The 23,158-nt window shown below is 72.3% G+C and carries 20 protein-coding genes; 10 read left to right on the top strand and 10 right to left on the bottom strand.

Going from position 1 to position 23,158, the window contains the following annotated elements; genetic code table 11:
• Positions 1–49: 49 nt before the first annotated feature.
• Positions 50–2,065 (bottom strand): MMPL family transporter, encoded by a 2,016-nt coding sequence (locus GRQ65_RS17890; RefSeq protein ID WP_160879351.1) that lies wholly within the window; start codon positions 2,063–2,065, stop codon positions 50–52.
• Between the two features lie 92 nt (positions 2,066–2,157).
• On the opposite strand from GRQ65_RS17890, the gene GRQ65_RS17895 reads away from it, so the two are divergent.
• The gene (locus GRQ65_RS17895) at positions 2,158–2,670 is read left to right on the top strand and encodes a MarR family winged helix-turn-helix transcriptional regulator (RefSeq protein ID WP_202388330.1); all 513 of its coding nucleotides are present in this window, start codon (positions 2,158–2,160) and stop codon (positions 2,668–2,670) included.
• On the opposite strand, the gene GRQ65_RS17900 is transcribed toward GRQ65_RS17895, so the two are convergent.
• Together GRQ65_RS17900 and ppgK are read right to left on the bottom strand one after the other, a co-directional pair.
• Entirely contained in the window at positions 2,661–3,410 is a 750-nt protein-coding gene (locus tag GRQ65_RS17900; protein WP_160879353.1) for a hypothetical protein, read from the bottom strand. The genes GRQ65_RS17895 and GRQ65_RS17900 overlap by 10 nt on opposite strands.
• A gap of 104 nt (positions 3,411–3,514) precedes the next feature.
• The gene (gene ppgK, locus GRQ65_RS17905) at positions 3,515–4,276 is read right to left on the bottom strand and encodes a polyphosphate--glucose phosphotransferase (RefSeq protein WP_337191847.1); all 762 of its coding nucleotides are present in this window, start codon (positions 4,274–4,276) and stop codon (positions 3,515–3,517) included.
• 66 nt (positions 4,277–4,342) lie between these two features.
• On the opposite strand from ppgK, the gene GRQ65_RS17910 reads away from it, so the two are divergent.
• Entirely contained in the window at positions 4,343–5,329 is a 987-nt protein-coding gene (locus GRQ65_RS17910) for an ATP-binding cassette domain-containing protein (protein ID WP_160879355.1), read from the top strand.
• Positions 5,326–6,090 (top strand): ABC transporter permease, encoded by a 765-nt coding sequence (locus GRQ65_RS17915; protein ID WP_160879356.1) that lies wholly within the window; start codon positions 5,326–5,328, stop codon positions 6,088–6,090. Before GRQ65_RS17910 ends, GRQ65_RS17915 begins: the two co-directional genes overlap by 4 nt.
• 6 nt (positions 6,091–6,096) lie before the next feature.
• On the opposite strand, the gene GRQ65_RS17920 is transcribed toward GRQ65_RS17915, so the two are convergent.
• The gene (locus GRQ65_RS17920) at positions 6,097–8,496 is read right to left on the bottom strand and encodes a tetratricopeptide repeat protein (RefSeq protein ID WP_160879357.1); all 2,400 of its coding nucleotides are present in this window, start codon (positions 8,494–8,496) and stop codon (positions 6,097–6,099) included.
• Positions 8,493–9,620 carry a hypothetical protein gene (locus GRQ65_RS17925; RefSeq protein ID WP_237448459.1) on the bottom strand — a complete coding sequence of 376 codons (1,128 nt, stop codon included), beginning with the start codon at positions 9,618–9,620 and terminating at the stop codon, positions 8,493–8,495. The genes GRQ65_RS17920 and GRQ65_RS17925 overlap by 4 nt, the downstream gene beginning before the upstream one ends.
• A gap of 106 nt (positions 9,621–9,726) precedes the next feature.
• On the opposite strand from GRQ65_RS17925, the gene GRQ65_RS17930 reads away from it, so the two are divergent.
• The 4 genes from GRQ65_RS17930 (at position 9,727) to GRQ65_RS17945 (ending at position 15,158) form a co-directional block, all read left to right on the top strand.
• Positions 9,727–11,352 carry an ABC transporter transmembrane domain-containing protein gene (locus GRQ65_RS17930; RefSeq protein WP_160879359.1) on the top strand — a complete coding sequence of 542 codons (1,626 nt, stop codon included), beginning with the start codon at positions 9,727–9,729 and terminating at the stop codon, positions 11,350–11,352.
• Positions 11,349–13,076 carry an ABC transporter transmembrane domain-containing protein gene (locus GRQ65_RS17935; RefSeq protein ID WP_160879360.1) on the top strand — a complete coding sequence of 576 codons (1,728 nt, stop codon included), beginning with the start codon at positions 11,349–11,351 and terminating at the stop codon, positions 13,074–13,076. The genes GRQ65_RS17930 and GRQ65_RS17935 overlap by 4 nt, the downstream gene beginning before the upstream one ends.
• 79 nt (positions 13,077–13,155) lie before the next feature.
• Positions 13,156–14,547, top strand: a complete 1,392-nt coding sequence (locus tag GRQ65_RS17940) for a fatty acid desaturase (protein WP_160879361.1) — start codon at positions 13,156–13,158, stop codon at positions 14,545–14,547.
• 35 nt (positions 14,548–14,582) lie between these two features.
• Positions 14,583–15,158 carry a TetR/AcrR family transcriptional regulator gene (locus tag GRQ65_RS17945; protein WP_337191848.1) on the top strand — a complete coding sequence of 192 codons (576 nt, stop codon included), beginning with the start codon at positions 14,583–14,585 and terminating at the stop codon, positions 15,156–15,158.
• On the opposite strand, the gene GRQ65_RS17950 is transcribed toward GRQ65_RS17945, so the two are convergent.
• Genes GRQ65_RS17950 through GRQ65_RS17960 form a run of 3 tightly spaced genes read right to left on the bottom strand, consistent with a single transcriptional unit; the run spans position 15,148 to position 17,964 of the window.
• Positions 15,148–16,317, bottom strand: coding sequence for an alcohol dehydrogenase catalytic domain-containing protein (locus GRQ65_RS17950; RefSeq protein WP_160879362.1), 1,170 nt, complete (start codon positions 16,315–16,317; stop codon positions 15,148–15,150). The genes GRQ65_RS17945 and GRQ65_RS17950 overlap by 11 nt on opposite strands.
• Entirely contained in the window at positions 16,314–16,766 is a 453-nt protein-coding gene (locus GRQ65_RS17955) for a hypothetical protein (RefSeq protein WP_202388300.1), read from the bottom strand. Before GRQ65_RS17955 ends, GRQ65_RS17950 begins: the two co-directional genes overlap by 4 nt.
• Before the next feature lie 43 nt (positions 16,767–16,809).
• Complete coding sequence (locus tag GRQ65_RS17960; protein WP_160879364.1) at positions 16,810–17,964, bottom strand: glutathione-independent formaldehyde dehydrogenase; 1,155 nt, start codon at positions 17,962–17,964, stop codon at positions 16,810–16,812.
• A 204-nt stretch (positions 17,965–18,168) separates the two neighbouring features.
• Between GRQ65_RS17960 and GRQ65_RS17965 the strand changes: the two genes are divergently transcribed.
• Positions 18,169–19,020 (top strand): LuxR C-terminal-related transcriptional regulator, encoded by an 852-nt coding sequence (locus GRQ65_RS17965; protein WP_160879365.1) that lies wholly within the window; start codon positions 18,169–18,171, stop codon positions 19,018–19,020.
• Positions 19,021–19,024: 4 nt separating this feature from the next.
• Here GRQ65_RS17965 and GRQ65_RS17970 read toward each other — a convergent pair whose 3' ends face one another.
• Positions 19,025–20,002 carry a hypothetical protein gene (locus GRQ65_RS17970; RefSeq protein WP_202388301.1) on the bottom strand — a complete coding sequence of 326 codons (978 nt, stop codon included), beginning with the start codon at positions 20,000–20,002 and terminating at the stop codon, positions 19,025–19,027.
• A gap of 70 nt (positions 20,003–20,072) precedes the next feature.
• Here GRQ65_RS17970 and GRQ65_RS17975 point away from each other — a divergent pair, with 70 nt between their 5' ends.
• On the top strand, positions 20,073–21,779 hold the full coding sequence (locus GRQ65_RS17975) for a DEAD/DEAH box helicase (protein ID WP_337191849.1): 1,707 nt from the start codon (positions 20,073–20,075) through the stop codon (positions 21,777–21,779).
• Between the two features lie 16 nt (positions 21,780–21,795).
• Here the strand turns inward: GRQ65_RS17975 and GRQ65_RS17980 are convergent, their stop codons facing one another.
• Positions 21,796–22,155: a YciI family protein gene (locus GRQ65_RS17980; RefSeq protein ID WP_160879366.1), complete on the bottom strand. Its 360-nt coding sequence runs from the start codon at positions 22,153–22,155 to the stop codon at positions 21,796–21,798.
• A gap of 94 nt (positions 22,156–22,249) precedes the next feature.
• Here GRQ65_RS17980 and GRQ65_RS17985 point away from each other — a divergent pair, with 94 nt between their 5' ends.
• Positions 22,250–22,738: a deaminase gene (locus GRQ65_RS17985; RefSeq protein ID WP_202388302.1), complete on the top strand. Its 489-nt coding sequence runs from the start codon at positions 22,250–22,252 to the stop codon at positions 22,736–22,738.
• Positions 22,739–23,158 lie beyond the last annotated feature (420 nt).

Genomic DNA, 23,158 nt, shown 5'->3' on the forward strand with positions numbered 1-23,158 from the left:
CGTTCCTCAACCACCGGTGTCGGCCAGCTCCGGTGGTTGAGGAGGCCGGCTACGGCCGTCTCGAAACCACCCGCCGCGGCCACCAGAAGCGGTCGCCCAGCTCCAGCGCGAGCGCCGGCACGACGACGGTGCGCACGAGCAGGGTGTCGAGCAGCACCCCGATGCAGATCACCGTGCCGATCTGGGCGAGCACCACGAGCGGCAGCACGCCGAGCACGAGGAACACCGCCGCGAGCAGGATGCCGGCGCTGGTGATGACGCCACCGGTGGCGGCCAGCGCGCGCAGCATGCCCTCGCGGGTGCCGTGCTCGGCGGCCTCCTCCTTGGCCCTCGTGACCAGGAAGATGTTGTAGTCGACGCCCAGCGCGACCAGGAACAGGAACGCGAACAGCGGCACCTGGCTGTCGATGGCCCCGAAGCCCAGCACGCCGGTGAAGATCCACCACGCCACGCCCAGGGCGGCGGCGTACGTCGCCACGACGGTCGCGACGAGGAGCAGCGGCGCGACGACCGAGCGCAGCAGCACCCCGAGGCCGATCAGCACCAGGCCGAGGATGAGCGGCAGGATCAGCCGCAGGTCGCGTCCGGCCGCCTCCTCGCCGTCGACGGTCTGGGCCTCGGTGCCGGTGACGTGGGTGCCGGGCAGGTCGGCGACGGCGTCGCGGATGCGCTCGACGGTGGTGGTGTTCTCGGCCGAGCCGGACGCGCCGTCCAGCACGACCTGGACGGTGCTGACCCCGCCGCCCGACTCGCCGGGGCGGGCCGAGGCGACACCCGGCAGGTCTCCGACGGCTGCGAGGACCGCGGCCGGGTCGCCCGTCGTGACCACCTGCGTCGGGTCCGAGGTGCCCGCCGGGAACGACTCGCCGAGCCGCTGCGCGGCGGTGATCGCCTGCGGCTCGTCGAGGAACTGCTCGGACTGGTCGAGCCCGAGGTCGACGCGGAACAGCCCGGCGGCCATCGCGACCAGGACGAGCGCGCCGGCGACGACGACGGCGCCGGGGCGGCGGGCGACGCGGGTGCCGATGCGGTGCCAGACGGTGTCGGTCTCGACGATCGGGGTCTGCCCCACGCGGGGAACGCGCGGCCAGAACACCCACCGTCCGCACGCGACCAGGGCCGACGGGAGCACCAGCAGCACCGCGGCCGCGGCGACGACGACGCCGATGGCGCAGGCGAGGCCGAGCCCGCGGGTCGTCGGCGTCAGGGAGAGCAGCAGCGTGAGCAGACCGAGCACGACGGTGGTGGCGCTGCTGAGCACGGCCTCCGCCGTACGCCGGCGGGCGCGGGCCATCGCGGCCCAGCGGTCGTCCTCGTGGCGCAGCTCGTCGCGGTAGCGCGAGATGAGCAGCAGCGCGTAGTCGGTGCCGGCGCCGAAGACCAGCACCGACAGGATGCCGATGGTCGACTCGTCCCAGGCGACGTCGACGGCGGCCATGACCTGCGTGGCGGCGACGCCGGCGAACCGGTCGGCGAGCCCCACGACGGTGAGCGGGACCAGCCACAGGACCGGGCTGCGGTAGGTCACGATGAGCAGGAACGCCACGACGAGCGCCGTCGCGAGCAGCAGGCGCGTGTTGGCGCCGTCGAAGACCGCGGAGAGGTCCGCCGTGATCGCCGCGGGCCCGGTGACCTCGGCGCGCACCCCGTCGGGCGCGTCCGCGGCGAGCCGGTCGCGCAGGTCGGTGACCTCGGAGCTCACCTCGGCCTGGTCGCGCGACGGCACGCTGGTCACGGCCAGCGCCGCGGTGCCGTCGTCGGAGACCGTCGGATCGGCGCCGCCCAGGTCGGCGGCCTGCTGGCGCAGGTCGCTGAGCTGCTCCTCGGTCAGGGTGCCCTCGTCGGCCGTCCACAGCACGAGGGCGACCTCGGTGTCGGACTCGGGCAGCCGGTCGAGCAGCGCCGTGGCCTCAGTGCTGTCCAGGCCGCGCGGCAGGGCATCGGTCGACAGTCGCTCGCGGCTGCCCTCGCCGAGGGCCACCGTGGTGGCGGCGACGGCGACGAGCATCAGCACGGCGACGAGCCAGCTGAGGCGGCGGACGCCGAGGACGGTGGGGGCGGTCATGATGGCTCCTGGGACGTGGGGTGCTCCGACTCGTCAACAGTACCTCATTTGCTTAGCAATCAAACACGTGAGCAGTTAAACTGGTGAGTGACATGACCGACGACGTGCCCGACCTCGACCTGCAGCGCGGTCTCGAGGCCGGCTTCGACCACGAGCGCGTGCCGACCTCGGTCGCGCTCGAGGTGCTGCGCGCCGTCATCGGGGAGTCGGGCCGGGTGCGCCACGCCGTCTCGCGCCGGGCGGGGCTGAGCGAGTCCGAGCTCGACGCCCTGCAGCACCTGATGACGATGCCCGACGGCGCGCACCTCGGACCGGCCGACCTCAGCCGCCTCCTGCACGTCACCAGCGCCGCCGCCACCCAGATCACCGACCGGCTCGTCTCCCGCGGCCACGTCGAGCGCGAGCCCGATCCCGGCGACCGGCGCCGCACCCGGCTGGTCGTCACGCCGTCCGGCCGCGCGGAGGTGATCGGCTACCTGATGCCGATGTTCGAGGGCCTCGGGCGGTGGGACGGCGAGTTCAGCGCCGAGGAGCGGGCCGTGGTGCACCGCTACCTGGTCGGCGTGCGCGAGGTCCTCACCCGGGTCGCCGACGGTCAGGGCTGACCGAGCACCGCCTGCGGTGCGCGCTGGCGCACCAGCTCATCCCAGGCGGCCCGGGCGGTCGCCGGGTCGGGGGCGAAGACCGAGACCGCCCAGGGCAGCCGGGCGTAGCCGCCGGTGATCCGCGACGGCTCCCCGGCGGTGTCGTCCATCAGCAGCCGGCCACCGCGCGCGCCATCGATCTTGGCCAGGTGCTCGGGCCCGGCCTTGGCGACCATCCACTGCGCGAGCTCGGCCGGGTCGACGACCTCGTCGTAGGCGAGGGTGACGCGGCGCCCGTCGACGCGGGCGGTGCACGTCCACGACAGCGTCACGGCGTACGCGCGCCCCTCGGTCGGGGCCGGTCGGCACCGCGACGAGGTCGGGTCGAACGTCGGGAAGACCCACGCGAGCCCGTCCGTCCCGCTGGGGAGAGGGCAGGTCGCCAGGCTGGGGGTGGCCCGGCCGTCCCAGCAGGTGCCCGCCCGTGCGGGCGCGGGATCGGCGGTCGGGGTCTCGGTCGGGGTCTCGGTGGGTGAGGGAGTCGGCGCGGTGGTCGGCGCGGTGGTCGGCGCGGGGCCTGCGGTGGGCAGGCTGTCGCTCGAGGTGGGGCGCAGCCGCTCGTCGGCGGGGCCGCGGGTGTCGCGGTAGACGCCGAGGCCGTAGTAGACCGAGCCGACGATCAGGACGAGCGCGACGGCGACGAGCAGCAGCGCGTCCCAGGTGCGCGGGCGCGCCCGCGGGCGCGCAGGGTCGTTCGACACTTCTTCCCCCCAAGCCGGGACGGAGAGCCCCCCGGCTCTCGTGTGTCCCCTCCGGGTCAGTGTGCCCGCTGCGTCCAGACCCACACCTTCTTGGCGCGTGCGAACTAGCGCGGTGTGGGGTCCAGCCCCTCGCTGGCGTACAGCGCGGCGCCGACGACCCCGGCCTTGTTGAGCAGCGTGGCGGGCACGATCTCGGTGTCGATGTCGACGTGGGGGAGGAACTCGTCGGCCTGCTTGCTGATCCCGCCGCCGACGACGATCAGGTCGGGGGAGAAGAGCTTCTCCAGCGTGCGGTAGTACTTCGTCAGGCGCTTGCCCCAGTGCTTCCAGCTGAGGTCCTCGCGCTCGCGGGCGCTGTTCGCGGCCTTGTGCTCGGCGTTGTGCCCGTCGACCTCGAGGTGGCCGAGCTCGGAGTTGGGCACGAGCACGCCGTCGTAGACCATCGCCGAGCCGATCCCGGTGCCGAGCGTGGTGACGATGACCAGACCGCTGCGGCCCTTGGCCGCGCCGTACCTCGCCTCGGCGAGGCCCGCCGCGTCGGCGTCGTTGACGACGTGGACGGCTCGGCCGGTCGCGTGGCTGAACAACCGGTCGGCGTCGGTGCCGATCCAGGAGTCGTCGATGTTGGCGGCGGAGTGCACGACCCCGTGGCGCACGACGCCCGGCACCGTGACCCCGATGGGGCCGGTTGAGTCGGGGAAGTGCTTGAGGAGATCGACGAACACCTCGGCGACCGCGTCGGGCGTCGCCGGCTGCGGGGTCTTGATCCGCTCGCGCTCGGCCGCGAAGTCGCCGGCGGCCAGGTCGACCGGCGCCCCCTTGATGCCGGTGCCGCCGAAGTCGATGCCGAAGGGATGGTTCGCCACGTCCATGGATTCTGCAGTACCCCACCGATGAGTTCGAGGCGACGGCCGGGTCGGAGCGCCGTGGAGATGATCGAGGCCCGGGGGCTGGTGCAGACTTTCCGCACCGGCCGGGGCAAGGAGAAGAAGGACGTGCACGCGGTGCGCGGGGTGCACCTCGACGTGGGCAAGGGCGAGGTGCTCGGCTTCCTCGGACCCAACGGTGCGGGCAAGACGACGACGCTGCGGATGCTGACGACGCTGCTGAGGCCGACGGCGGGCACGGCCCGGGTCGCGGGGTACGACGTGGCGACGCAACCGGTCGACGTACGCCGCAGCATCGGCTACTGCTCGCAGGTCGGCTCGACGTTCTCGGGTGCCTACGCCGGGGACGAGGTCGTCGACCACGGGATGCTCTACGGGATGTCGCGCCGGGCGGCGGTCGCGAAGGGCCACGAGCTGTTCGAGATGCTGCAGCTCGACGGGCTGTGGAAGCGGATGCCCAAGAACATGTCGGGCGGGCAGAAGCGGCGCCTCGACGTCGCGATGGCGCTGGTGCACTCCCCGGGTCTGGTCTTCCTCGACGAGCCGACGACGGGCCTGGACCCGCAGGCGCGGGCCAACCTGTGGAGCCACATCGAGGCGCTGCGCTCCGAGCAGGGGGTGACGGTCTTCCTCACGACGCACTACCTCGACGAGGCCGACGCGCTCGCCGACCGGATCGTCATCATCGACCGGGGCGAGATCGTCGCGAGCGACACCGCCGACGAGCTCAAGGCCAGCGTCGCCGGCGATCTGGTCGCCCTCGAGGTCGCCTCCGACGACCAGGTCAGTCCCGCACGGGAGCGGCTGGCCCGGCTCAGCGACGACGTCGAGGTCGCCGGGCGGCGCGTCTCGGGACGCGTGGCCCGCGCCGGCAAGGCCGTGCCGGGGCTGCTGCGCGAGCTGGAGGGCGCCTGCGTCTCACTCGAGTCCATCGAGGTCGTGCGGCCCACCCTCGACGACGTGTTCCTGACCCTCACCGGGCGCTCGCTGCGCGACGCCGACGCCCCCTCCCTCGAAGGAGAGAAGCAGTGACCCGCTACCTGCGCGAGTGCTCGGTGGTGTTCCGCCGCCAGCTGCGGATGAACCTGCGCAACCCCGCCTGGGTGCTGATCGGCATCCTGCAGCCGGTGCTCTACCTGCTGCTGTTCGGACCGCTGCTCAAACCCCTGGTCGGCTCCTTCGGCGTCGGCACCGACAACGCCTACACCTTCCTCGTGCCGGGCCTGCTGGTGCAGCTGGGGATGTTCGGGGCGTTCTTCGCCGGCTTCTCGCTCATCGCGGAGTGGCGTGAGGGCGTCATCGAGGCCGAGCGGGTGACGCCGGCCGCGCGCTCGGCGCTGCTGGTCGGCCGCCTGTGGCGCGACGTGCTGCAGCTCTTCGTCCAGGCGATGATCCTCGTCGGCCTCGGGTACGCCGTCGGCATGCGCGGCTCGGTGGGCGGCGTCGTGCTCGGCGTGCTGATCACCCTGCTCGTCGGTGGGGCCTGCGCCGCGGCGTCCAACGCGCTCGCGCTGGTCTCGAAGAGCGAGGACGTGATGGCCCCCGTGGTCAACATCGTGATGATGCCGGTGCTGCTGCTCAGCGGCATCCTGCTGCCGATGACGATCGGCGCGGCCTGGCTGCAGACCGTCAGCGACTTCATGCCGTTCCGTTACGTCGTCGACGCGGTCCGTGACGGCTTCGCCGGCGACGTCGCCAGCTCCGCGGTCGCCTGGGGCACGCTGTGGGCCGTCGCGCTCTTCGCCCTCGCGATGTGGTGGGGGGCGTCGGTGTTCAGGAGGGAGAACGCCTGATCCGCATCAGCCGAGGAGCCGCTTGACTGCAGCAGTGTCGGGATGATCGGGACCCAGGACCACTTCGAGTCCGGCCACAGCACGCGTTGCGAGTCGGCGTGATGTGTCGTCGGCTCCTGCCGCTCGGTGGGCCCGGGCAAGACTCGAAAGGGTGAAGAGGGAGTCAGGGTGCTGGGTGCCGAGGACCTGAGATTGGGTCTCCAAGATTGATGACAAGAGGGCTAGCGCTTCCTCGTGCTGCCCTGTGACACCTAGGCTGATCGCCAGATTGGTACGGGTCATCAAGTAGTTCGGGTGTTCCGGACCGAGCACCCGGAATTGGGCGTCGGACACTTCTCGAAGAAGAGGGATCGCTGCCGCGCGCTCATTTCGGGAGGCGAGTACGACGGCGAGGTTGGCCTTGGATTGAAGCGTGGACGGGTGTTCGTCACCTCGGACTTCTGCCAAGCCGCGTGCCGCCTCTTCGGCGGTCGCAAGCGCCTCTTCGAACCGGCCCAGCGTCAGGTAGGTGGTGCTCAGGTTAAGCAGTGCAGCGAGAGTGTCCGAAGATCCCCGTCCGAGGAGTTCGGTCATAGCTGCGACAACGCTCTCCTTCAATTCACAGGCCTCTTCATCTCGGCCGAGACTTGAGTAGGTCGCTGCCAGGTTGCTCCGCGCGGTCAAGGTTTCTGGATGGTTGGCGCCTTGCAGCATTGTGCGTTCTTCGAGGACCCATTCCTCGAGCTCCAGCGCGAGTTCGAATCGCCCCGCCTCCCACGCGGTGATCGCCACATCCGCTCGGGTGCCCACAGCCGCCAGCCCATCGGAGTCGACGAGCCCTGTCAGTGCCTCGTCGAAACGCCACGCCCGAGCCAACCAGCGAACAAGCTGCAACCGCGCGAGGTCCGTACCCGTTGATGTCGCGAGTTCTCCCGCCCGTGCAATCCAAGGGTCCATCGCTGGATGACGAACACGGCCCAGCTCCGTGGCGGCCAGCTGATGCACTATCAGGCGAATTGAGGTCACCGGCAGGGTTGAGGGCAGGGCCTCGACGGCGGAGCGCACAGGTGCAGGGAGGCAGAGGAATGCGGAGGGGTCGCCTTCCGTCAGCCGTGACAGCGACAGGTCAACTTCATCCAGCAAGGCGACCGAGGGAGCCCTGGTCTTCGGCAGGCGACTGAGAGAACGTGTTACCGAGACTACGGAATCCTCGAATTGAGCCGCGATGGCCAGCTCGATGTACTTCGTCTCTGACCCATGCGCTGAGCCCAAGCCAAGCTCGTCCGGGTCGAACCAGTGCTTGAGGAAGTCGACGACGACCCGCAGCGGCTCTCCTCGGGTCTCCTTGATCTGGAAGGCCAGTCGGGCGAGCGGCTCGGCGAGCTCGTAGAAGGTCAGCCGCTTGTCGACCTTGCCCTCCAGCAGAGGCGACGTGACGGGAGCGGCCCAGCCGCGGTCGACCAGCTCGTTGATTGTCTTGCCGAGGCTGCGCTGGTCGACGCCGAGGCGTCCGGCGAGCTCCTTGACGCTGATGGGGCGGTCGAGCGCGGCGAGTTCGGCGACGGCCACGCGTTGGCGGGGTGAGAGGCGGGCCAGCCGCTCCTGGTAGTACGGCGTGAGGTCGTCGAACCGGGTCAGCAGGAGGTCGACCAGCTCGTTCAGCCCGCTGATGGACAGCGAGGACGCGAGGGCCGACCACATCCGCGGCTGGCCTCCGGCGAGGTGCTCGATCGCGCGGAGCCGGGCTTTGGCCTCGTCGGTCCCGAGGTACCGCTCCAGGTCCGCCTGACCGGTAGCCGCGGCGATCGCCCTGAGCATCGACCCGGCGTCGTCGACACCGAACGGCTCGAGACGGCTGGTGGTGAAGAAGCCGTAGAACGGGCGGGACTGGTCGGAGAGGTTCCGGTCGATCGCCGTGGTCGTGGCGATCATCAGCAGTGCTCGTGAGTCCTGCAGGAGATGGCGCAGGCGTTGTTGCCCGTCGTTGCCGATCGAGTCCAAGATCCAGTCGAGGTTCTCCGTGAACACCACGATAGGGCCGTCGTTCGTGGCCGCCTGAGTGAGGACACCCTCGAGAGTGGCTGCGTCCCCGTCTGACGGGAGACCAGCGGCTGAAGCCACCGCTGCCAACAGGTGGCGGTAACCGATGATCGACCACGGGTCCTCGGGAAGCCACGCGAGCTGAAGGCTGCGCCCTGCGGCGCGAAGGGCCTCGGCGCGGTGGTACGCGAGCGCGACGAGGTGGGTCTTGCCGGCACCACGCGGGCCGACCAGCAAGGTGTGGTTGCGACCCGTCCCCTCAGAGGCTTCGCGGATGCGATCCACGACCGCGGTGAGGAGCCGGTCTCGGCCGACGAAGAGCCGCTCCAACAGCTCCGGCGACATGAGCGACGGGGTGTAGCGCGAGATGCCCGCTCCCGGGGTCACGCGAGCCCCCGGCGCACGACCCAGATCTGGCGGAGCACGTCGTAGCGCCACCGCAACCCCTCCGAGGTGCGGGCGAGGTAGTGGTCGTCCACGAGGTCGTCGACGACAGCTCGGTGGGCGGGAGAAAGACCCTTCTCGGGCACTGGGGCATCTGCGACGGCGGCCCGGTCGAGCAGTTCCCCGGCATGGGCGGCCCGCTCGTCGTACAGGTCGAGGCGGGTGACCAGGTGCGTCACCGCCCGGCTCGCGTCTCGGTCGTGCACGAAGTCGTCGAACGCTGTCTGTACGTCGTCGGGCGTGAGGTCCCCCCGTCCGGTCTCCTCGAGCCGGTGGGCTAGCGCATGGATCAGGAAGGGGATGTTGCCGGCGGTCCGTGCGAGCAGCGCAGCGACCTCAGGCGTCGCCGGGCGGTCGATACCGAGCGCGAGGCGGTGCGCGAGTTCGAGCGCGTCCTGGTCAGAGAACGGTCCCAGCGGCAGGTTGACGAGGTCGTTCAGGACACCCTCTGTGATGCCACAGCGGCGCAGGACGTGGTGGAAGCCGATGGACCCGCACACGATCCAGCGGAGGCTCGCGTGCTCGCGCCGGGCACTGCGCAGGGCCTGGAGCAGTCGGCTCGCCGCATCCGAACCCTCCTCGCTCGCGATGTTGTCGATGGCGATCGGGACCTCGTCCATCGCCACCACGAGGAGCTGACCCTCGGCGAGCGCACCGGCAACCGACGCCGCCATGATCTCCAGCAGTTGGGTCGGGCTGCGGTGCGAGACCGCGGGCTTCACCGTCACCGGGCCCGCGCTGAGCTCCAGTCCGTCGAAGAAGGCTCCGAGAGCCTCCTTGCCGCGCCGCGACCGGGATGCGAACCCACGCATCGACCGGACGGTGCGCAGCAGGAACTCCTCCGACGTCCGAACGCCCTCATAGTCGACCTTCGCAGCGACGAGTCCCTCGCCCGGATCGCTGCAGAACTTGTCGAGCCACACCGTCTTGCCCATCCGGCGTGGGTCGGTGAGCGACAGGTTGTTGCCTCGACGAAGGTCACGCCGCGCCGCCTCGGTCGTGGCTCGCCGGCCCACCGCGTGACGCGGATCAATCGTCGACCCGGGTTGAGGAGGGATCGGCTGCACGGTTGCTCCGTTCGTCGTACGTCGAATTTCACGTACAAATGTACGGGAGGTTCGACGTACGTCAACCGATGCGTTCCCTGCGTTCAAGTAAGGCTACCCTCACTCGGTGCTGACGGACCGAGGACTGCTGCTGCGAGCGACGCGGCGGCAGGGGAGGTGGCTGGCCGGATCGCTCGGGCTGATCACGCTGTGGCAGGTCTGCGAGGCGCTGGTGCCGGTGGCCATCGGCATCACCGTGGACCGCGCGGTGGCGACCGGCGACGTGAGCGAGCTGGTGTGGTGCGCGGTGGGGATCTGCGTGTTGTTCGCGGTGCTGAGCTACAGCTACCGCTTCGGCGCGCGGCTGGGGTTCCGCGGCGTGCAGGAGGAGACCCACGCGCTGCGCACCGAGGTGACGGCGGCGGTCCTGCGTCCCGAGGGGCTGCGCAGCGACCGGTTGGCCGGGGACCTGCTGACGGTGACCACGGCCGACGCCGAGGCGGTCGGGGCGTTCATCCGCCACGTCACCGCGACGGTGGCCGCGCTCGTCGGTCTGCTGGTCGCCGGCGTCGCGCTGGCCCGCATCGACGGCGTGATCGCGGTCGTCGTGCTCGTCGGCGTGCCGGCCATCCTGGCCGTGAGCCAGCTGCTGGCCCCCGCGCTGGCGCGCCGCAGCAGCGCCCGCCAGGAGGCGCTGGGTCGTACGGCGGGGCTCGCCTCCGACCTGCTGCGCGGCCTGCGCCCGCTGAAGGGGCTGCACGCCGAGGACGCCGCGATGGCGAGGTTCCGCGCGGTGAGCCAGGAGGCGGGCCGCACGGCGGTCGTCGCCGGGCGCTGGGAGGGGGTGCTCGACGGGGTGAGCGTCGCGCTCAGCGGGCTCTTCCTCGCCGCGATCGCGCTGCTGGCCGGGTGGCGCGCCCTCGACGGCGAGCTCGGGATCGGCGAGCTCGTGGCCGTGCTCGGCCTCGCGCAGTTCGTGGCCGAGCCGATGGCGCTGATCGCCTTCATGATCGGCCAGGTCGCCCGGTCGCGGGCGTCGGCCGCGCGCATCGCCGAGGTGCTCGGCGCGCCGGCCCTGGTCGTCGAGCCGGCTGAGCCGGCCGCGGCCGAGGAGGTCGTCTTCGACCGGGTCACCCACGACGGGCTGAGCGACCTGAGCTTCCGGGCCGGGCGCGGCGACCTCGTCGCCCTCGCGGTCGAGGAACCGGGCGACGCGGGCACCGTGCTCGCGCTCCTGCGCGGCGAGGCGCGGCCCGACGCGGGCACGGTCGGGCTCGGCGCGGTCGTCGTGCCGCACCACGTCGACCTGTTCGAGGGCACGCTGCGCGACAACGTCGACCCGTTCGGAGCGCTGGACGAGGAGCGGCTCGCCGCGGTCCTGGCCGCGTCGGCCGCCGACGACGTCGCGGGACACCTGGCCGGGGGTCTCGACGAGCCGCTCGGCCCCGACGCCCGCACGCTGTCCGGCGGGCAGCGCCAGCGGCTCGCCCTGGCCCGGGCGCTGGCCGCCGACCCAGCCGCGCTCGTGCTCCACGACCCCACGTCCTCGGTCGACGCGGTCACCGAGGACCACGTCGCGGCGTCCCTGCGCGAGCTGCGCCGCGACCGCGCCACCGTCGTCGTCTCCTCCAGCCCGGCCCTGCTCGCTCGCGCCGACCTCGTCGTGCACGTCCGGGCGGGCGGTGGCGTCGCGACCGGCACCCACGCCGAGCTCACCCGCGACCCGGCGTACGCCGCGGCGGTGCTGCGGTGACCCCCACCACGAGCCCGGGCGCGAGTGACCACCTCCTCCCCGTCGCGACCCCGGCCGAGGCCCGCACCGAGCTCCGGCGCCTGGTCCGCCGGCGCCGCGGGGTGCTGGGCGCGGCGGCGGCGGCGTTCCTCGTCCAGGGGCTGGCCGGCCTGGCCGCGCCGTACCTCCTCGGCCGCATCGTCGACGTCGTCACCGGCGGCGGCGAGCGCTCGGAGGTCGTCTGGCCCGTCGTCGCGATCGCGGTCGCCGCGGTCGTCGGAGGGCTCGCGACGGTCGCCTCGGTCGCCCTGCTGGCCCGCGGCGTCGAGCCGGGCCTGGCGGAGCTGCGCGAGGAGGTGCTCGACCGCGGCGTCCACCTCGACCACGCCGAGATCGAGCGCACCGGCACCGGCGACCTGATGGCCCGCGTCGGCGACGACGTGCGCGCCGTCTCGGACTCGATCGGCGAGGTGGTGCCGCTGGTGATCGCCTCCGCGGTCGCGGTGCTGCTCACCACGGTCGGGCTGTTCGCGATCGACTGGCGCCTCGGGCTCGCGGGCCTGACCACCGTGCCGTCGTACGTGCTGGGGCTGCGGTGGTACCTCCCTCGCTCCGGGCCCTACTACGCCCGCGAGCGTGAGGCCAACGGCGTGCGCGCCGGCGCGGTGCTCACCGCGGTCCAGGCCCAGGCCACCCTGCGCGCCCACGGCTGGGGCGGGCGGCAGCAGGAGCGCGTGCGCGAGGCGTCGTGGGCCTCGGCGCAGATCGCGATCGACGTGTGGCACATGCTGCTGCGCTTCTTCGCCCGCAACAACCGAGCCGAGGCGATCGGGCTGATCGCGCTGCTCGGCACCGGTTTCTTCCTGGTGCGCGCCGACGAGGTGAGCGTCGGGGCGGTGACGGCGGCGGCGCTGCTGTTCCACCGGCTCTTCAACCCGATCGGCGCGCTGATGGGCCTCTTCGACGAGGTGCAGTCGGCCGCGGCGTCGTTCGTGCGGCTCGTCGGGATGGTCCAGCTCGCGCCCGTACGCCGCCACCGCACCCCGGCGCACGACGCCGCGCTCTGTCTCGACGGCGTGTCGTACGCCTACGTCGCCGGTCGGCCGGTGCTGCGCGACGTCGACCTCGTGGTCGCACCCGGCGAGCGGGTCGCCCTGGTCGGTGCCTCTGGGGCAGGCAAGTCGACGCTCGGCGTGATCGCCGCGGGCCTCGTCGAGCCGACGACGGGACGCGTCACCAGCGACGGCGTGCCGCTGCTGGTCACCCAGGAGGTGCACACCTACGTCGGCACCGTGCGCGACAACCTGACGCTCGGGGCGCGCTCGGCCGTCCCGGACGAGGTCGTGCGCGACGCGCTGCGTCGGACTGCCGCCGAACGCTGGGTCGAGCTGCTGCCGGACGGTCTCGACACCGTCGTGGGCGACGGCGGCCACCCGCTCACCGCGGCCCAGGCCCAGCAGCTGGCGCTGGCCCGGGTCGTGGTCCTCGACCCGCGGGTCGTCGTCCTCGACGAGGCGACGGCCGAGGCCGGCTCGGCCGGGGCCCGGGACCTCGAGGTCGCGGCGCTGGCCGTCACCGAGGGCCGCGCGGCGCTGGTCATCGCCCACCGCCTCACGCAGGCGCAGACCGCGGACCGGGTCGTCGTGCTCGAGGACGGCGCGGTGCTGGAGGAGGGCAGTCACGCCGGGCTGCTGGCCCGCGACGGGCGCTACGCCGCGCTGTGGTCGGCCTGGGCGGCCCACTGACGCACTTGACATCGCGGACCCTCTTGTCAAACCGCTTTACAGATGTGATGGTTCTGTAAACCGCGACGAGAGGGGACCGATGGACGCCGTACCCCACAGCACCGTGCCGGCCGGCTCGACGGAGCAGTGGCGCGACCCGAAGCGCTACCTGTGGCTGATCGGCCTGGTCGTGCCGAGCCTCTTCCTCGTCGCGTGGGCCGGGTGGGCGCTCACCGGCGTCGGGGCCTGGTGGTGGATCGGGCCCGTCGTGATCCTCGTGATCGTCCCGGCGATCGACCTCGTCACCGGTCTCGACCGCTCCAACCCGCCCGACGACGTCATCGAGGCGCTCGAGGCCGACCGCTACTACCGCTGGATCACCTACGCGTTCCTGCCGGTGCAGTACGTCGGCTTCGTGGCGTCGATGTGGCTGATCGCGCGCGCCGACCTCTCGACGCTCGACCGGGTCGGCCTCGCGCTGACCATCGGGTGCATCGGCGGCATCGGCATCAACACCGCCCACGAGCTCGGCCACAAGAAGGAGTCGCACGAGCGCTGGCTCAGCAAGATCGCGCTGGCCCAGAGCTTCTACGGCCACTTCTACAGCGAGCACAACCGCGGTCACCACGTCCGCGTCGCGACCCCCGAGGACCCGGCGTCGTCGCGGATGGGGGAGTCGCTCTACGCGTTCTGGCCGCGCACCGTGATCGGCTCGCTCAAGAGCGCCTGGCGCATCGAGAAGCGCCGCTACGCGCGGCGCGGCCAGCACCCGTTCCGGCCCGGCAATGACGTGCTCAACGCCTGGCTGATGTCGCTCGTGCTCTGGGCCGCGATGCTCGTCTGGCTCGGACCCGCCATCGCGCCGTACCTCCTGCTCCAGGCGGTCGTCGGCTTCTCGCTGCTGGAGGTCGTCAACTACCTCGAGCACTACGGCATGCTGCGCGGCAAGGTCGGGGTCGGTGAGCGCGAGCGCTACGAGCGCGTCGACCCCCGGCACTCGTGGAACTCCAACAACATCGCCACCAACGTGCTGCTCTACCACCTGCAGCGCCACAGCGACCACCACGCGCACCCCACCCGGCGCTACCAGACGCTGCGCGACTTCGAGGAGAGCCCGACGCTGCCGACCGGGTACGCCGGGATGATCCTGCTCGCCCTCGTCCCGCCGCTGTGGCGGCGCGTCATGGACCCCCGCGTGCTCGCCCACGTCGACGGCGACCTGAGCCGGGTCAACCTGCAGGGTCGACGACCGGTGGTCGGGGAGGTCGTGCAACGACCGTCTCGGAACCACGCTTCCGACGAGCCGCTCGCCGCGTGCTGCCCCGGCTGCGGCTACACCTACGACGTCGTGACCGGCGACGAGCACGAGGGGTTCGCGGCCGGCACGCCGTGGAGCGCCGTCCCCGACACGTGGTGCTGCCCCGACTGCGGGGTCCGCGACAAGCGCGACTTCGTGCCGCTGCCGGCCGACGCGACGCGAGCCACCGCCTGAGGCGCCCCCGCGCCCCGGCGGCTACCGTCGACCAGGTGACCGTGCAGCAGCTCCCCACCCTGCGCGTGCGCCTGGTCGACGCCGCCGTCTCGCTGACCGTCGAGCACGGCTGGTCCCACGTCACGATGGCCCGTCTCGCCGAGGCCGTCGGCGTGAGTCGGCAGACCGTCTACAACGAGGTCGGCGGCAAGCCCGCCCTCGCCGAGGCGATGGTCCAGCGCGAGCTCGAACGGTTCCTCACCCTCGTCTCGGCCGCCTTCGACGCCCACCCCGCCGACCTGGTCGCCGGCGTCCGCGACGCCGCCCGCGCCGTCCTCGAGAACGCCGAGCGCAACCCGCTCCTGCGCGCCGTCGCGTCCGCGACCCACGGCGCCGACACCGAGTTCCTGCCGCTCCTCACCACGCACGCCGAGTCGCTGCTCGTCACGGCCAAGGCCGTCGTCGTCGACCGCGTCGCGGCGTACCCCACCACCCTCGACGCCCGCCGGCTCGACGCTGCCGTCGATGTCGTCGTCCGGGTCGTGCTCAGCCATGTCATGCAGCCGTCGGCCGCCCCCGGGAGGACGGCCGACGACATCGCCTGGATCGCCGGGCGAGTGCTCACGGCCTGAAGACCGCACGCACGCAGCCGTCCTCCTTCTCCTTGAACATCCGGTAGCCCTTCGCCCCGTCGTCCAGCGACATGACGTGCGTGGCGAGGTGCTCGGTGCGCACCTCGTCGCGGCTCATCCGCTCGAGGATCTCGGGGATGTAGCGGTGCCCGTGCTGCTGCGCGCCGCGCAGCGTCAGCCCCTTGTTCATCACCGCCCCGAGCGGGAACTTGTCGACCACGCCCCCGAAGACGCCGAGGGTGAAGACCGACCCGCCCTTGCGACAGGCGTAGATCGCCTCGCGGACGGCGGTGGGGCGGTCGGTCTGCAGCCGCAGCTGCTGCTTGACCTGGTCGTAGACGTGCGCGGGCCCTGGGCTGTGGGCCTCCATGCCGACCGCCTCGATGCAGACGTCGGGGCCGCGGCCGCCCGTCCGTTCGCGCAGCTCCGCCGGAACGTCGACCTCCTCGTAGTCGAGCGTCTCGGCGCCGATGTGGGTGCGCACCTGCTCGAGCCGGTTCTCGAACCGGTCGACCACGACGACCTGCTCGGCCCCCATCAGCATCGCGGCACGCGCCGCCATCTGCCCGACGCCGCCCGCGCCCCAGACGGCCACGGTGTCGCCGGGCTGCACCCCGGCCAGGTCGGCCCCGGTCCACCCCGTCGGGGCGGCGTCCGAGGCGAACAGCGCGCGCTCGTCGGAGACCCCCTCGGGGACGGGGAAGGCTCCCTGGTCGGCGTACGGCACCCGGATGTAGCGGGCGTGGCTGCCCGCCCAGCCGCCCATGGCGTGGGAGTAGCCGTAGCAGCCGCCGATCGCCTGACCCCACAGCGCCTCGGTGATGCCGGGGTTGGGGTTGCCGTTGTCGCACAGGGAGAACAGGCCCTGGCGGCAGTACCAGCACTGGCCGCAGCTGGTGAACGACACCACGACCACCCGGTCGCCGACCTGGTGGCGGGTCACGTCGGGGCCGGTCTCCACGATCGTGCCCATGAACTCGTGGCCGAGCACGTCCCCAGCGCGCATGGCGGGGATGTAGCCCCCGACGAGGTGCAGGTCGGAGCCGCAGGTGGCGCTCAGCCCGACCTCGACGATGGCGTCGTGGCCGTTGAGGATCGTCGGCTCGGGGACGTCCTCGACGCCGATGTCGTTGACGCCGCGCCAGGTCACCGCCTTCACAGCACACCTCCCTCGGGGGCCTTGCGGGTCCAGGCCTCGAGCAGCGTGCCGCCCGGGGTCGGGGTGCGCTCGCCGTGCGGGGCCGGGTCGACCGCCAGGACCTCGCCGACCTCGACGAGCTGCTTGGCCCGACGCAGCGCGGAGCGGACCTCGGCCTGGGGGTCGTTGCCGCTCAGCCGGCGCGGTGCGTTGGCTCGGGCAGACCGGTCGCGCAGCCGCGCGGCGAGCTCCACGCCCTTGTCGGCGGGCGCGGGCCGGACCCGGACCTCGATGCGGTCGCCGAGCTCCACGAGGGGTCCGGGCGGCGCGTTCTCGTCGAGGCGGTCCGGCTCGCAGAACACGGTGACGACCAGCCAGCCCGAGGCCGCGTGGTGACCGCCGGCGGGCTGGGCGGAGGCGGGGTCGAGCGTCGAGCGCACCTGCTGCACGAGGGTGCTGCCGACGCGCACGACTCGGGAGGCGACGTCGCCGCGATGTGAGGTGCCGGCCACGTCACACCGCCGTCGTCTCGGGGTGGAGGACGACCTTGGTCCACCCGTCGTCACGGTTGTCGAAGTGCTCGTACGCGCTCGGCGCCTCGTCCAGCGGGAGCTCGTGGCTCACGATGAACGACGGCTCCGCCTTCCCGCCGGCGATCAGGTCGCGCAGCTGACGGTTGTACTTCTTCACCGGGGCCTGGCCGCTGCCGATGTGCTGGCCTTTGAACCAGAACATCCCGTAGTCGAGCGCCACCTTGCCCTGCTTCGCGAGCTCGTCGGCGGCGCCGGGGTCCTGGGGCACGAAGACGCCGACGTTGCCGATCCGGCCGGTGAACCGGACGGAGGCGATCAACCGGTTCATCGTCAGGTTCGCCTGCTCCTCGCCGTCAGGCTCGTGGGCCTGGTAACCGACGCACTCGCAGCCGTTGTCCGCGCCGAGACCGAGCGTCTCGTCGAGGACCACCTGCACGGGGTCGACCTGCGAGTCGTCGATGGCGATGGCACCGATGGACTCGGCCAGGCGAAGCCGGTCGGGGTGGCGGTCGATGACCATCACCTTGCTGGCGCCGCGGATCGTGGCCGACAGCGCGGCCATGAGCCCGACCGGTCCGGCGCCGTAGATGACCGTCTGGTCGCCCGGCTGGACACCGGCGAGCTCGGTGGCGTGGTAACCGGTCGGGAAGATGTCGGCCAGCATCACGTAGTCGCTCTGCCGTTCCGCGGCGTCCTCACCGAGGCGGAGGCAGTTGAAGTCGCCCCACGGCACGCGCAGGAACTCCGCCTGGCCACCGGCCCACGGGCCCATGTCGGCGAAGCCGTACGCCGCCCCGGCCATCGCCGGCTCGGGCTGGGCGGTCAGGCAGTAGTTGGTCAGTTGGCGCTCGCAGTTCTTGCAGTGACCGCAGGCGACGTTGAACGGCAGGACGACGTAGTCACCCACGCGCACCTTGTCGACGCCCGACCCGACCTCGACGACCTGGCCGAGGTTCTCGTGGCCGAACCAGCGGCCCGGCTCGAAGTCGGTGCGGCCCTCGTACATGTGGAGGTCCGACCCGCAGATGTTGGTCGAGGTGATGCGCACGACCACGTCGGTCGGGCTCTCGATGCGCGCGTCCGGCACGTCCTTGACGCTGACCTGCCGCGGTCCGTCGTACACGACTGCTCTCATGCTCTCCTCCTCGAGTGGATGGGTCCTCCCAGTCCAGGGGACGAGCCCCGTCGCGGGGTATCGGCAGTTCTGCCGATGCCTGCGGACCAGGGCACCGGGCAGGAGCCGGCCGGGCGCGGGGTGAGGCGTGGTCTTCGTCGGTCCGGGTACGTGCGGGCCAGCACAGGCGTCCCTGCCTGCGACGTGAGGTGAGGCGACGTGGTCGTGACCGCTGGACCCCCGGTGCGCGAGATGCTCGACATCGCCGCGTCGGCCGTCCCGCTGCTGGAGCGTGCTCGCGGGTTCGTGGCGAGTGTGGACCGCTGGGTGCTCGCCGAGGCTGTGTGGATGACGTTGAACGACCCGCGGTGGCAGGTCTACGCGACCGTCGGGCGGCCTCCCGAGTCCACGGGTCTCGCGCTCCCGCTCGTCGATCCCGAGGGGTCGAGGGTCGGCACGCTGGGCCTGCTCCTGCCCCGGGCCGCTCCCGCCTCCGAGCTGCTGCGCAAACAGCTCTCGCGGGTGGCCCCCGTGATCGCTCGTGGTGTGTCCCCGACGTGGTCGGTGCTGGCCACGGCCCGGCTGGTCCCCGATGCTGCGGCCGGTGCCGTCCTGTTCGAGAACGGCGACCTGCACCTCCTGCCCGGCCTCCACGACCACCCGCTGCTGGTCCCGGGAGGGGTGGTCGTCCAGCTCGCCCGCGCGACGCTGCAAGGCGGGCAGGTCTACCGCACCTTCCTCTGGCCGACCGGCGTCGGGTCGGGCGAGACGCGCCACGCGCGAGTCACGGTGATCGCGGCGAGCGACCTGCCCCCGGCGGTGCTGGGCATCGCGATGGTGACGCCGGACGCGGAGTGCCACGGCCTCACCCCCCGTGAGCTCGAGGTGCTCGGTCTCGTCGTGACCGGCCGGTCCAACCAGCAGATCTCGAGCCGGCTCGCGATCGGCCCGCGTACCGTCGCGACCCACGTCGAGCACATCCTGCACAAGCTGGGGACACCGACGCGGACGCAGGCGGCCGTGCTGGCCGAGCGTGAGGGTTGCTACGTCCCGCCCGTGCGTGCGCGCACCCGCTGACGCATCAGCGGTCGTCGTCGTCCGCGTCGGGTTCGAGCCGGTTGCGGCGCTCCTCCTCGCGCTTGGAGTACGCCGCCGCGCGGACCGCCTCGTCGGACTCCAGTCCTGACCCGAGGCCGCCTCCGACCGTGGCGGCCGAGGCCACGAACCACGCGAGCACCGCCAGGTCGCCGTACCCGTAGGACGACCCGGCCGTGCTGCCCACCACCGACGGGTCCAGCACGAAGAGCGCCCACAGCAGGTTGATCAGGTAGAGCACCAGGTAGCAGATGAGCACCCCCACCAGGAGGGTTGCCAGCGTCGAGGCGTTGTAGAGGCGCGAGCGGTGCCGGGCCGCCGCGGTGTCGTCGTCCGGGCGGTCCCACAGTTCGGCGTCGACCACGAGCCACCCCACCACGAGTCCGACCGAGACCACGCTGGCGACGACCAGGCGCCACCACGACAGCGAGTCGGCGAGCACCCAGACGGTCGAGTTCACCGTCGCCACCGCACCGGTGGCCAGCGCGGCGACCAGGGCGGACTTCAACCCGGGGACCAGCAGCCAGGGACGGTTCGCCAGCACCATGCCGGTCAGCACCCGCGCCCTGCCCCGGGCCCCCGCCACGCTCACCCGCCCGTCGTCGGGCGAGTCCTCGTCGGTCATCGACCGGACCACCGAGCCCACGGCACGCCGGGCGCGCGCGTGCCGGCGCACGCCGCCGAGGGCGGGGAGCGACACCACCGCGACGCGCCGCGCCGTGTCGGTGTCGACGAGCAGGTGACCGCCCTCCTCGTCGTGCAGTGGCAGCTCGGTCAGGCCCACGACGAGGTCCCACCCCTCGTCGCGCCGCCGGTCCTCGAGCCGCTCCACTGCGGTGCGCACGTCCTCGGAGCCGGTGGTGAACGGCTCGCTGACGACGTCGACGTCCCAAGAGCCCTCGTCGTCGGCGTGCAGGTCGGCGAGGTGCCGCGCGACCTCCGTCGGCGCGTGCGGGTCCGCCACGAGTCCTACCCTGATGTCGCTCACGCGGCCGGGTGCCCAGGCCGCGTGCGGGCATGCCTAGGGTCTGGCGGTGGCCCGCCGACGTTCAGCACCCGCCCGCCGTCGCGGCTCGGGGGCCTCGGCGCGGCCGCTGCCGGAGGCCGGGCCGGGCGAGCGGCTGTGGGTCCTCGACGTGCCGTACGGCGTGCAGGTGGACGGCGCGAGCTGGCACCCGGCGGTGCGGACGCACCTGCACGTCGGCCGGTCGCTGCCGGCGCACCTCGCGCCGTACGCGCCGGGGCCGCACACGCTGGGTCGGTTCGTCGAACGGCAGCTCAATCCCGACGAGCCACCACCGGCGCCGGTGATGGGCGAGGAGCTCGAACCGCGGCGGCTGCAGTTCGAGGCGGCGGACGCGATCGCGGAGCGGGCGGCGGCGGGCGCGCGGATGTTCCTGCTGGCCGACGAGCCGGGGGTGGGCAAGACGATCAGTGCGGTGCTCGGCGCGAGCGCGGTCGCCGACCTGCGCGGGGCGCGGCGGGTGCTCGTGGTGGCCGATCGGCCGGCGGCCATCACGATCGGGCACTGGTGCCGCACGATCACCGCTCTGGGTGACGACGGACTCGAGTGGGTCGTCATCACCTGGGACCGGCTCGACAAGGTCGCCGACCACACCTGGGGCGTGGTGATCGCCGACGAGGCGCACGCGCTGCGCCGCACCTCCACCAAGCGCTGGAAGCAGTGGGTCGAGGTCTCGGGCCACGCCCGGCCCCACGACGCGGCGCCGTTCGTCATCGCGACGACCGCCACGCCCGGTCACACCCCGTTGGAGCTGCCCTACCTCGCGCCGGCGTACGCGCAGGTGCTCGGCGAGCCGGTCCGCGAGTGGACGTCGACGAAGGACGCTGGGGCGTCGTTCGCCTCCGCGCTCGAACGGCACGGCGTCGGCGTCGAGCGCGGTCGCTACGGGGCGACGTGGACCACCGATCCGGAGCGCCGGGCCGAGGACCTCGCGGCGGTGCGCGGCTGGCTCGCGGACTCCGAGCCGCCCGCGATGCTGCACCGGGCGGCGCCATGGGGACCAGTGCCGATCTCGGGGATGCCGGTGACTCTGAGCCCGGCCGAGCGGGCGGCGTACGACGCGGAGTGGGGCGAGTTCTGCCGCGAGATGGAGATCGCGCGGCGCGGACGCAGCGTGGCGAAGGGACGGGCGGCACTGCTGCGGTTCCGGCAGAAGGCCGGGCTGATCCGGGTCGACTCGACCGTCGCGTGGATCGCGCAGCAGGTGCAGGCCGAGCGCCAGGTCGCCTGCTCGGTGGAGTTCGTGACCACGGCCGCCGACCCGATCGTCGACCGGCTGCGCGACGCGGGACTGGGGGTGGCGACGATCTACGGGCGCGACCGGTTCGACGTCGAGGCCGAGCGGCTGCGGTTCCAGACCGGCGAGGCGCCGGTGTGCGTCTTCACCACCGTCGCCTCGATCAGCCTGCACGCCGGCGAGACCCTCGCCGACGGGCGTCAGGCGAGCACGGAGCCGCGGGTCGGTGTCTTCCACCAGGCGCGGTTCTCCGGCATCGCCGGTCGCCAGGTCACCGGTCGCACCCACCGCGACCACCAGGTCTCGCCGTGGCACATCGCCTACGCCGAGGGCACGGTCGAGGAGCAGGTCGGCCGGGTCATGGTCGAGCGGATCGCCGCAGCCTCCGACACCGTCGGCAGCGACACCGCGGGGCTGGTCGACGTCGCCGCGCTGCTCGGCGCGGACTGGCTGCCTGCGGCGGCGCTGACCGAGGGCTGACCTCCTTCGGGAGCGGTCAGCCGCGCAGCGTGCCGCCCTTGAACCGGCGCACCTCCTGCGGCCATCCGCACCCCTCGGCCACCCGCCCGGCCCAGTAGCGCGCGGTCTCGTCGTCGGGCACGTCGACGATCGTCATGCCGCCCAGCCACTCCCGGCTGCGCCCGTACGGCCCGTCGGCGACGACCAGCTCGCCACCGGTGGCGTCGGCGTGCGCCGCCTCGTCGAGCTCCTCGACGAGTCCGCCGGCGAACACCAGGACGCCCTGCGCCTGCATGTCGCGCACCACCGCCGTCGACGGCTCGACGCGGCCGGCGTACCACTCCTCCTCGTGGTCGCCGACCCACTGCTGGTTGAAGAAGATGAGGTACTGCGTCATCGGGGTGCTCCTGTCGTCGGTCTGCCCTCGTGACGACCTGCGAAGTCGCCCGGACTCATCGTCGGCCGAGCGCCACGTGGGGCACCGGGTGGAGGTGACCACCCCTGATCCCGCCCTGTCCGCCCGCACCATCGAGCTCGCGCTCGACAACGTCGCCCAGGGGGGCAAGCCGTTCGCCTGCATCGTCGTCAGTGCCGAGGACGGCGACGTGCTCGTCGAGGCGACCAACCAGGTCGCGCAGAGCGGCGACAAGTCCGCGCACGCGGAGATCGTGGCGATCCGGGAACTGGCGAGTCGAGGGCGCGAGGACCTCTCGGGCTGCATCGCCTACGTGACGGCGTACCCCTGCCCGATGTGTCTGGGCGCCCTCTACTACGCCGAACCCGACCTCGTCGTCTACGCCGCGTCGCGCGAGGAGGAGGGCGAGCACTACGAGGACGGCGGACGCTACATGCGGCTGCTGACCTTCTACGACGAGTACGCCAAGCCGGTCGAGGAGCGGTCGCTGCCCGCGGTGCGCGGCGAGGTCGACGACCCGACGGTGCCGTTCCGGACGTGGACGGCCGAGCACGGCGACGAGTGATCCGCTCCGCGCGTCGAAGTACCAGGTTGCAAAGGCAGGCGCCGTCCGAGCCGAGCTACGGCTGCCACGCCGACTCAGTCGAACGAGACGTCCGGTGTTGTCGAGACAGGCGTGTAGTCAAAGATCAACGTGGCCGTGAATGCTGGCGCTGGTACCGCTTGTCCCGACGAGTTGAAACACAGTACGCGCCACTCGATAGGAGACGGTGAGACTGTTCTGTTGATGACTCCTAAGTCATCGCGGAACCCACCTGAGAGGCCCTTTTGTGCAAGGTCGTCCGCGCCGGCAACTGCGACCGCAATGTAGGAATAGCCAGTACATGTGCTTGCAAAATTCGCCGAGGCTTGAAAGTCAAGGGCCCGGACCAGACTGCCTGCGGGGATAGTGTCCGAGCTGGTGCCAGACAACGCGGCCGAACCG

It is taken from the genome of Nocardioides flavescens, from assembly GCF_009823805.1.
In the GTDB taxonomy this organism is placed as follows: Bacteria; Actinomycetota; Actinomycetes; order Propionibacteriales; family Nocardioidaceae; genus Nocardioides; species Nocardioides flavescens.